Consider the following 9,631-nt stretch of genomic DNA (forward strand, 5'->3'; position numbering starts at 1 on the left):
CTCGTCGATCACCTGAACCCTGTTGAGCATGGACAGGTCGATGACGACCCCACCGTTGTTGGACGAGGCTCCGGAGAGGCCGTGCCCGCCACCGCCGCCGCGACGAGCGGCCCGCGCACCTCGTCCTGCTCCAGCAGCAGCAACACCGCTTCGCGAATCTCGACAGTGTCCAGGGCGGACCGCAGCAGGCTCAGCAGGCTGCGTTCCACCTCGTGGTCATGGTCCGGGACGGACAGCGTGGCCAGCAGCACCGCGACCTCATCGAGATCGACGACGTGTCGCACCCCGGTGCGGAACTCCGGCAACTCCCACGCGACCTGCAGAGCCTTGACGAGATTGCGGTTCATGGGCCATCGCTACCCGCAAGCGCCAGCGGACGAAACCCCGCTACCGGTCCGGGCCGGCGCGATCCGGCTCGGAGCGGCCGCCGAGATCCGGGCGGCCGCTCCGCACCGGGTCAACACCACGTCAGCGTCGAGTTCACCCGGGTGACGTTGCTGATCGTGTTGTTCGCCCCGCCACAGGGGCTCTGGGTGATGTTGGTGCCGCTGACTGTCAGATTCTGGAACCGGATGCCAGAGGAGATCGGGAATTCGCTCCGGGCCGCGATCCGCACCTCGCCACCGCCGGTCACCGTCCCGGAAACCCCGGCGATGGTGACGTTGTAGCAGTTCTCCACCAGGATCGCGTTGTTCCCCGTGTTGGAGATCGTCACCCGGTCGATGACCGCGCCGCCGGACTCGGACACGCAGAAGATCCCCCGGCCACCGCCGGACGCGAGCACGGTCCCGACCCGGATGTTGGTCGGGTACGAGTTGCCCACCCGGCCGTTGCGGTTGGCCATCCGGAACGCCGCGTACCCGGTTCCGGCCCCGGCGCCCTGCGCGTCGACAGTGCCCACCGTGGCGTTGATCGTGTCATTGAGCAGCAGGCCGGAATCCCGGGTGTTCCTCGCGGTGACAGTGCCGATCGTCAGACCGTCCACGCCGTACGTCTCCACCCCGTGGGTGCCGGTCCCCGACACGTACACGGTGTCGATGCGGATGTTGCGCACCTTGACCGCCCGATCTCCGCCGTGGTTGTCGATGCGTACGCCCAGACCGGCGGAGAGGCGCATGTCGATCTGCCCGAGGGTCAGGTTGTTCACGTTGCGCATGAAGATCCCGTACAACGGCGAACCGGTCAGCGTGAGGTTCTGCACCTCGACGTCGGTGGTTCCCCGCGAGTACACCGGTGCCTGGTCACCCGAGCCCGACCCGGTCACGTTGATCGTGCCGCACACGGCAAGGGTCGTGTACGACGGCAGCGACAACCGCGAGCCCGCACTCATCGAGCCGGAGCCGCGAACCACCACCCGCTGCTTCGACGTACGCCCCGCCGAGAGCGAGTTGACCGCCGCCTGCATCGCCGACAGCATGTCCGAACCCGAGTAGACAGTCGACGAGCCGTTGCGGGCCGTCCAGGTGCTCCCACTGAGTACGGCCTCGGCGTTCGTCGACCCGCTGCCACAGCCGGTGGTCGGCGGCGTGCTGACACCTCCCACCGCGACCAGCTGCCACTGCTGGTTCGTCCCGTTCTGGTCGGCGTACTGGCTGATCCGACCGCCGTCGACAGTGGACCGCTCCCAGACCTCAAGCGCCTTCGCCGAGTGGCGGTTGATCAGCCGGACGTGGCCGCCGTCGGAGTCGAGAACCTGGAACTGCTGGTTGGTGCCGTTGACATCGGACCACTGGCGGTACTCGGCGCCGTCGGCGGTGTTCCACTCCCAGAGGTCGACGACCTTGCCGCTGTGCCGGGCCTTGAGGCGGTAGTAGCCGCTGCCGGAGGAGACGAACTGGAACTGTTGCCACGCGCCGTCGTTACGGGACCACTGCTGGATCACCGCGCCGTCCGCCGTCGAGGTGTCCCGGACGTCGAGGACCTTGCCGCTGTTCCGGTTGACCAGGACGTAGTAGGCGTTGGTGTCGATGCTCGCCGCCGCTGCCGGCGGTGCGCCGACCAGAACGGCACCGGCGGCGCCGACCAGCGTGGTGATCATGGCGAGCACCAGGCCCGTACGCCGGCCGCGACGGAACGACCCACCGCCGGACGGTCTTCTCGTGCTGCTGAAGGGCATCGCTCCTCCTGGCTGGAATGGGCTCCGGGCGATCCGGAACGGGTGTCGGCGACCGTGGGCACCTCGACCTGTGAGCGGTTACTCCAGGTGGAAGGTGGCCGAGGCGCGTTCGGCGCTCGAACTGACGGCCTCGATGTAGAGCAGTCCGTCGCGGTGGCGCACGTGGCGGCCCGGGAAGTTCTGCGACTCCAGGGAGATCCCGGCGCTGTCGGCGAGGCCGGCTTGACGGCGGAAGCTCGCGTCGCCGCCGAACAGCGCGGAGCCGTCGTTCTTCTCCACGTACAGGGCGTAGCCCCGGTGGCGGAGGTAGTAACCGGGGAAGTTGGTCGACTCCAGCGACACCGAACCGCCGCCCGCGAGACCGCTGACGATGCGGAACTGGGAGTCGGCCAGGTTTGTCACGTTCGGCTCGACCCGCGCCCGGTAGTCGTAGTGCCGGATGTAGCTGCTGGCCTGGTCGTGTGACCGCAGCCGTACCGGCGTGGCCCCGTCGGGCACCGGGATGCCGAAGTTCGGGGTGCCGTCGGCGTTCCAGTACACCTTCTGTAGCCGGGTCCGTCGGTTCGGGTCGTTGAGCGGATCGCCGGTGATGTCGCGGTAGTTCCGGTCGTGGTAGACGAGGATGTCGCTCTGCCCGTCCTCGGAGACGGTGAACGAGTTGTGGCCGGGGCCGTACTGGCTGGTGGCCGCGTTGCTGGCGAACACCGGGCTGGGGCTCTTGCTCCAGGAGGCGGCGTCGAGCAGGTTCGCGCTGGCGGAGGCGCTCAGCATCCCGAGGCAGTAGTTGGCGTCCGTGGCGCTGGCCGAGTAGGTCAGGAAGATCCGGCCGTTTCGTTGGATCACCGCCGGTCCCTCGGCAACCCGGTAGCCGCGGGTCTCCCAGTCGTACGTCGGGACGACGAGCCGGGTCACGGTGCCGGTGATCTGCCACGGGTTGGCACCCATCCGGGCGAGGTAGACGTTGGAGTTGTTTCCGATGGCCGGCTCCTGCTGGGCCCAGGTCAGATAGCGCACCCCGTTGGCGACGAAGGTCGAGGCGTCCAGGCTGAAGGTGTCCCAGGGTGTGGTGATCCGGCCGCGTTCGGTCCACGAACCGGTCAACGGATTGGCGTTGGCGTTCTCCAACACGTACATCCGGATCCGCCACACGTCGTCGGTCCGGCCCGCGGCGAAGTAGACGTACCACCGGTTGTTGATGAAGTGGATCTCTGGAGCCCAGATGTGGGCACCCATCTCTCCGCTGGTGTGGCGGCTCCAGATCGTCGTCTCCGCCGCCGTTGCCAACCCTTGCAGGGTGGTGGCCCGGCGCAGCACGATCCGGTCGTACTGCGGCACCGTCGCGGTCAGGTAGTAGTAGCCGTCGGTGTGCCGGAAGATGTGCGGGTCGGCCCGCTGGTTCACCAGCGGGTTGGTGTAGTTGACGGCGGGCGCGGCCTGCGCGGGCGCGGCCACGGGCAGGCCGACCGACACGGACAGCACCACCAGGATCGCGGCCAGCATTGACCGCACCCGCCGCGGGGCGCCGTGGCCGGCAGGCCCCCGGTGGACGGCCCGACGGGTGTTCGGATCGGTTCGACGGGACGGCAGCGGCATCTGTCCTCCGCGAGCTTGGAATGGCCATTCACCAGCACCTGTAGCACCGCGGCGATGCCGTAGCCGATCCGGTCGACGCCGAGCGGTGACGTCGGGCAGGACCGGGGGAGAGGCACGAAGGGCTGCGAATGTGACGGTGGCGTTGCTACCAGGTGGCGGAGTTCATGTTGGCGTTAACATCGATGCCTGTCAAGGTATGCCAGCCGCTCACCTGGCCGGGACAGCGGCCATCCGCGTACCTGGAGGTAGGGTCCTCGGCGTGCTGCGACGGTGGATTCTGGCGATCCTGATGGCGACCTGCGGTGTGCTGGTGGCGGTGACGCAACTGGCCGACGGTCTGCCCGTCGTCGGCGGCGTCGAGTTGTTGATCTTCCTGGTGTTGGCGCTGCTGCTGTCGCCGTGGGCCTTTCCCCGCTCGGTGGGCGCCGCCGAGGCGCAACGGGCCAGCGCCGTCGACGGCCGGCCGATCGTCTACTGGCGTCCCGGCTGTCACTACTGCCTGCGGCTCCGGTTCTCTCTCGGCGGGCTCGCCCGGCGGGCGCACTGGGTGGACATCTGGCGTGACCCGGCCGCTGCCGCCGCCGTTCGGGCGGTAGCTGGCGGCAACGAGACAGTGCCCAGCGTCGTGCTCGGTGATCAGGCCGTCGTGAACCCCGACCGGGCCTGGCTCCGCGGGCAGCTCCGCGCATCCTGACCCTTCATCTCACCGGCAGACCGGCGCGGTACACCGCGAGCGGGCCGCGCAGCACCGTGATGTCGGTCCCGCCAACGGAGCACCGCGCCACGCCGGTCGCCCAGGTCCCGAACAGTCGTGACGCCAGCCGTCAGGTGCGTCCGCAGCGACGTCTCGACGACTTTGTCGAGGTCCGACTCGGGACGCTCCACGAGCCGGCCGAGCGCATCGGGCCCAGCGTCGGCGCAGAGGTGTACGGGCGCGTCCACCAGGCCGGGTAGCAGGGTGCCGTTCGGCTCCTCGCGCACCGGCCAGCCTTCCGGCGCCTCGGCGTCACCCAGGTGCACCTCGGCGACGCGCCCCTCGTCGAGCAGGACCAGCACCCCGCCGTCCACGAGCCGTTCGCCGTCGAACATCCGGGCCATCCGGGCCATCCGGGCCATCCGGACAGCGTGCTTCGTCATCGTCACCCCAACCCGCCCTGCTCGGCCACACCTGCCGTCACCGACGCTGCGACCTTCCCGCCGCTGCCGGCCACCGGTCGTGACCTGACGATCGCAGCACCGCAGGGTGCGCAGCCTCCCCCGCCAGAGCGATATCTCTCCCCCTGCCGGGTTGGCGGCCTGCCGACGCCTACCTAGTCGACTCCTGAAGGTGAGTCGGGGACGTCACCCGTCGTGGTGGCGTTTTCGACACCTTTCCCGGGGGATACCGCCGTCGCCCGACTTCTCGCGCGCGAGAAGGGGCGACGACAGGAGGACGGTCATGGCGTTGGCCAACCCGGCACCCGACTACTTCGAGCCCGAGGACGGCATGTTCCTCGCGACCCTGCTGATCGTTCGCGATCTGGCGCGGTCCCGGGAGTACTACGAGCGGGTGTTCGGGGCGACCTGTGTCCACGAGAGCAGCCCGCTGATCATGAAGTTCTTCAACAGTTACATCATCATCAACGTCGAGGGCGGTCCGACGGACGACAAGCCGACGGTGCAGGCCAAGGCGCCGGCCGACTCCAACACCCTGAGCTGCGCGATGAACGTCCGGGTCCGGGACATTCGGAAACTCTACGAGGAGTGGAAGTCCCGGGGTGCGGACTTCCTCACCGAGCCCAAGGACCACGGAACGGAGATCCGCTGCTACCTGCGAGACCCGGACGGCTACCTGGTCGAGGTGGGTCAGGGTCTCTGACCCACGGGAGCTTCGTGATCCGCCACGACGACCTGGCCGCCTGTCGGCTGGACGAGGCGCTCTCCGTTACCGAGGTCAGTGAGTAGGGCAGCGGCAGCGCACGTGAGCTGCCTGCGAGCCTCCGTCGATGAAGCGGCGGGCTACAGTGACCTGCGATGACTCGAAGCCCCCGTGATCAGAGGAGTCGATGCTGACATGACGTCAGGGCGACCGGTGCCGACCCAGGACGAAGTGCTCGGGTACTTCGACACGCTGTCGAACTGGGGGCGATGGGGTGACGACGACGAACTCGGCACGCTCAACCACATCACCGACGACGTCCGGCTCGCCGCGGCGCGGGCTGTGCGGCACGGCAGGAGCGTGTCCTGCGCCTGGGAGGTCACCGCGCCGGGAGACATGGAACGGTCGACGACGACGTGCCCATGCACCGCCGACATGCCGGGTGCGGAGAACATGCCGCCCGCCTTCCACGCCGACAGGCGCTGGGGCTTCTCGTCCGAGCGGCTCGGCATCTCGTTCCACGGCAACACCCTCACCCACCTCGACTCGCCGTGCCACATCTACTGGGACGGCACCATGTACAACGGACGGTCGCACTCGTTCGTCGACCCCGCGACGGGCTCGGCGTGGGCGGCCGTCACGGCTGCCGCGAACGGAATCGTCACGCGTGGTGTCCTGCTCGACGTTGCGACTGCCCGTGGTGTGCCGTGGTTGGAGCCGGGTCAGGGGGTGTTCCCCGACGACCTCGAAGAGGCCGAGCGCCGCCAGGGCGTACGGGTACGACCCGGCGACGCGGTACTCCTGCGGACCGGCTACGGGCGCTTCCGGCACGAGAACGGTGCGGCCAGCGGTTTCACCCAGGCCGGCTGGCACGCGTCCTGCCTGCCGTGGCTGCACGAACGGGGGGTGGCGCTGATCGGCGCCGACACCCCACAGGACGTTCAACCGTCGGGGTACGACGACGTGTTGATGCCGGTCCACGCCGTGAGCCTCGTCGCGATGGGTCTGTGGATGCTCGACAACTGCGACCTGGAGGCCTGCGCGACGACGGCTGCCGAGCTTGGCCAGTGGGACTTCCAGCTGGCGGTCGCACCGGTGCGCTTCGTCGGCACGTCCGGCAGCCCGGTCAACCCGATCGCCACATTCTGACCCTTGCGGCACACCCGACGCGCCGAGGGCTCGCCACGACCGCGGTCACCAGTGCACGCTACGACCTGGTCCGCACCGCACCCGCCCGTCGGATCGACGAGATCGGTGCGATCGCACGCGGTGTACCCGCACCGGCCACCCGCGATCCAGTACAGCCGCTGAGCCACCGCGGCGGCGACGAACACGGCACACGCCAGCGCCCACGGTCTGGAGCAGGTCGGTACTTCAACGACGGCCATGGATAAACGATCGCCGGCTGCGGACCAGGTCTCCTCCCCGACAGAAGGGGAGGCGCTCCCTCCGCCGGGGACAGGCTGCCCGGGGTACGGACGTGGCGGCGCGGGACGCCATCGACGGTCGCCTCAAGGAATGCTCAAATTCGATCGACGCGAACCATTGAAGCCGCCCATCCGCATACGCTCACCGGACCGGTCCGCCGGCAATCACCCGTCGTAGGCAGAAGGAGGGGGAATGCGGCGATCACAGCGGCGCATCGCGCTACTCGCGCTGTCCACCCTGGTGGGTAGCATCCTCGTGACGACCGGCCCTGCGGGCGCGGATCCCACGGGGCTCGCAGCCGCCGCCAGCCGATCCCAGCCTGAGGATCGTGCAGCGGTACGCCTCGTGCACGTCAGGCTGACCGGTGCCGACATGCTGGACAAGGTGTCCGCGGCCGGCATCGACCTCGAACACGGCCTCCGGCGCGTGCCTGACGGCATCGAGGGCGAAGCGGTGGTGACCGCCGAGCAGATCACCGAACTCACGGCGATGGGCGTCGAGGTGCTCGGCGACGACGCGGGCTTCGCGTGGAGCGACGAGGCCGACGGTGGCCTTGGCATCGGCGCGGCCAGCGCGCGGGCCACCCAGCCGGCGAACCACGACGCGACGGTACGCGTCGTCCGCGCCGACTGGTTCACCACGAAGGGTCAGGGCTTCCTCTACGTCGAGGCGCGCACCACGGAGGGGCAGCAGGAGGACCCGATCGTCGGGATGCAGCTGGAGAACGACTCGGGGAAGGGCACGCCGTTCGGCTTCGCCCGGACGATGAGTCGGTTCGTCGACTCGGGGCAGTACATGTTCCACCGGAACCTGTTCAAGCTCGACGTACGCCCCGCCAAGATCAAGCTGACGAGTTCCACCGGTGGTGTCGCGACCGGCGTCGTCTCCAACTGGCTGGAGGGCGCCCCGCCGCCGCTGACGGCGAACCCGTCCTACAAGTCGGACTTCGTGGACGGCTACCGGCATCCGCAGCAGCTCTACAGCCGGGCCAGGGAGATTGCCCGGCAGTACCCGGACATCGCCGAGATCGTCTACCTGCCGAACCAGACGAACGGGTACCAACGCAAGGCGCAGGCCCAGATCGGCGGTACGGGGCAGTCGGCGGTCGTCGTCTCCTCGGCCGCCTGGGGTCACCAGGGCGGCAACGACATCACAGTGGACTTCGTGGACCGGCCGGACCCGGATCTCCCGCTGGCGGTGGAGGTCACCGGCACGGCGGTCCGTGTCCTGCTCGCCACGGACGCCTCGGGTGCGCCGAAGAGCACGGCAGTCGAGGTGGCCGAGGCGCTGCGGACCCGCTCTGCGGGGCTCATCGACCGGGCTCACCCGTACCGCGCCAACGAGGGCACCGGCGTCGTCGCTCCGACGGCTGGCCCGGTCGCGCTGACCGACTTCCTCGACCAGAAGCGCGTCGGAGCACCGGAGGGCGAGGTGCCGCGCGGGCCGGCGACGATCCCGGTCCTGCGGATCGGCAAGCACCGTGACGGCAAGAAGCCTGGTGTCCTCATCCAGGCGCAGGACCATGCCCGCGAGTGGGTGCCGGCGACGACCAGCCTGGAGTCGGCCGAACGTCTGGTGCACAACTACCGCTCCGACCGGGAGACGAAGAAGATCGTCGAGAACACCGACGTCTTCTTCATCCTGTCCAACAACCCCGACGGGGCGAACTACAGCTTCTACAACTTCGCCTCCCAGCGTAAGATGGCCCATCCGCGCCGGTTCGGGCTCGCCTGCCACCTGGGGGTGGTCACCGGGTTGCCCGCGATCGGCGTGGCGAAGACGCCGCTGGTCGGGGTGTGGGATCCGCCGTCCGCCGAGCGGGGTTCCTGGTCGTCGTTGCGCGACGGTGGTGAGGTCGTCGGGCGGGTGCTGCGGACCCGCGACGGGGTGAAGCCGGTCTTCGTCAGCGTCGGCCATCGGATGAGCCTGGAGAACGCGGCGGCGCGGGTGCTCGCGTTGACCCCGCGCTACCGGCTGCCGGAGACCACCCGCACCGCCGACCGGCTGTGCCGTGACGCCCTCGCCGAGGCGGAGCGCGCCCGCTGATTGGCTGGTCAGTCCAGCGTTCAGGAGGTCGGTGGGAGGGGCGGTAAACCGTAACGCCGCACACATGCGGGGCGCTCTATGACCGGTGGGACAGGTGGGCCGGTAGTAGCCTGGCCGGCGGACCCCACCCGGGGAGAACGGCGAGGTAATCATGACAGTGCGTCGACGCGTGGCACGGCTCGCGGCGGTCTGCGGTCTTGCGGGCGGCCTGGTGATGCTCGGTGCGTCACCGGCGCTGGCCGATCAGGACTCGGTCCGGGTGGGCGCGGCCAGCAGCTTCGCCGCCGGTGGTTCCGCGCAGGGGGTGAACGTCGCGGTGCGCAAGCGCACCGACGGGTGTGTCCTGCTGCGTACCGCGCTGGGCTTCAGCCTGCAGGGCCTCCAACCGAACCAGGTGGCGGTCGAGGTCAACGCGGGCGGGCGCTGGTTCCCGGTAGCCGTCACCGGCGGCACCGGCACCGTGTCGACAGCGCAGACGTCACCGTCGAAGCCGACGCTGTGCAAGGGCAAGGGCATCACGGTGCGCTACCGGGTGGCGTTCGCGGCGGGTTCGCCGGGTGGCCGTCTCGTGGTCACGGGCGTGGGCATCA

The 9,631-nt window shown here is 69.4% G+C and carries 7 protein-coding genes and 3 pseudogenes; 6 read left to right on the plus strand and 4 right to left on the minus strand.

Translation table 11 applies throughout. From position 1 onward, the window contains the following. Positions 1-8 precede the first annotated feature (8 nt). The 3 genes from ABZ749_RS20540 to ABZ749_RS20550 form a co-directional block, all read right to left on the minus strand. Positions 9-347, minus strand: a complete 339-nt coding sequence (locus ABZ749_RS20540) for a hypothetical protein (RefSeq protein ID WP_357229980.1) — start codon at positions 345-347, stop codon at positions 9-11. A 110-nt stretch (positions 348-457) separates the two neighbouring features. After that, positions 458-2,038, minus strand: coding sequence for an RICIN domain-containing protein (locus ABZ749_RS20545; RefSeq protein ID WP_357229990.1), 1,581 nt, complete (start codon positions 2,036-2,038; stop codon positions 458-460). A gap of 156 nt (positions 2,039-2,194) precedes the next feature. After that, the gene (locus tag ABZ749_RS20550; protein WP_357229982.1) at positions 2,195-3,616 is read right to left on the minus strand and encodes a family 43 glycosylhydrolase; all 1,422 of its coding nucleotides are present in this window, start codon (positions 3,614-3,616) and stop codon (positions 2,195-2,197) included. A gap of 352 nt (positions 3,617-3,968) precedes the next feature. Between ABZ749_RS20550 and ABZ749_RS20555 the strand changes: the two genes are divergently transcribed. Further along, entirely contained in the window at positions 3,969-4,403 is a 435-nt protein-coding gene (locus ABZ749_RS20555) for a glutaredoxin domain-containing protein (protein WP_357229984.1), read from the plus strand. Here the strand turns inward: ABZ749_RS20555 and ABZ749_RS20560 are convergent. After that, a complete protein-coding gene (locus ABZ749_RS20560; RefSeq protein ID WP_357229986.1) occupies positions 4,346-4,846 on the minus strand; it encodes a hypothetical protein in 501 nt (166 codons plus the stop codon). The genes ABZ749_RS20555 and ABZ749_RS20560 overlap by 58 nt on opposite strands. 301 nt (positions 4,847-5,147) lie before the next feature. Here ABZ749_RS20560 and ABZ749_RS20565 point away from each other — a divergent pair, with 301 nt between their 5' ends. The 5 genes and pseudogenes from ABZ749_RS20565 to ABZ749_RS20585 all read left to right on the plus strand — a co-directional run. Beyond that, positions 5,148-5,567 carry a VOC family protein gene (locus tag ABZ749_RS20565; protein WP_112583511.1) on the plus strand — a complete coding sequence of 140 codons (420 nt, stop codon included), beginning with the start codon at positions 5,148-5,150 and terminating at the stop codon, positions 5,565-5,567. 195 nt (positions 5,568-5,762) lie between these two features. Beyond that, a complete protein-coding gene (locus ABZ749_RS20570) occupies positions 5,763-6,716 on the plus strand; it encodes a cyclase family protein (protein ID WP_357229988.1) in 954 nt (317 codons plus the stop codon). A gap of 1,074 nt (positions 6,717-7,790) precedes the next feature. Continuing rightward, positions 7,791-8,684 (plus strand): annotated as a pseudogene (locus ABZ749_RS20575) (M14 family zinc carboxypeptidase); the annotation flags it as partial. 12 nt (positions 8,685-8,696) lie between these two features. Next, a pseudogene (locus tag ABZ749_RS20580) lies at positions 8,697-9,041 on the plus strand (endonuclease V); the annotation flags it as partial. Between the two features lie 151 nt (positions 9,042-9,192). Continuing rightward, positions 9,193-9,631: pseudogene (locus ABZ749_RS20585) on the plus strand (hypothetical protein); the annotation flags it as partial.

This window comes from Micromonospora sp. NPDC047753 (assembly GCF_040642735.1).
Taxonomy (GTDB): domain Bacteria; phylum Actinomycetota; class Actinomycetes; order Mycobacteriales; family Micromonosporaceae; genus Micromonospora.